Annotated in this window: 1 protein-coding gene; it reads left to right on the top strand. The window is 70.8% G+C overall.

Translation table 11 applies throughout. The features are described from left to right. A partial coding sequence (locus tag ADK60_RS26975) for a hypothetical protein (protein ID WP_159400599.1) occupies positions 1-318 on the top strand: 318 nt, incomplete at both ends.

The following is a 318-nucleotide window of genomic DNA, read 5'->3' as shown; positions in this document are numbered from 1 at the left end:
AGTGGGTCCAGGGCCGCAGCACTTCGGACGGCTGGATCGAGTTCCCCGCCGAGGGCGTCCGCGTCCTGCGCGACGGCGGCCACGACCTCGGCACCGTCATCGCCGACAAGGCGGACCTCAACGGCCTGAACACCAAGTGGGTCGGCGACCGCGACGGCGGCCACGGCTGGATCGGCTTCCCCCAGGACGGCATCGACATCCGCAAGGACGGCGGCCAGTCCTGGGGCACCGTCCACGCCGACAAGGCCGACGTCGACGGCATCAACACCAAGTGGGTCCAGGGCCGCAGCACTTCGGACGGCTGGATCGAGTTCCCCG

The organism is Streptomyces sp. XY431, assembly GCF_001279805.1.
Taxonomy (GTDB): domain Bacteria; phylum Actinomycetota; class Actinomycetes; order Streptomycetales; family Streptomycetaceae; genus Kitasatospora; species Kitasatospora purpeofusca.
The sequence above is the reverse complement of the archived record's forward strand: the minus strand, read 5'-3'. Positions and strand labels throughout refer to the sequence as shown.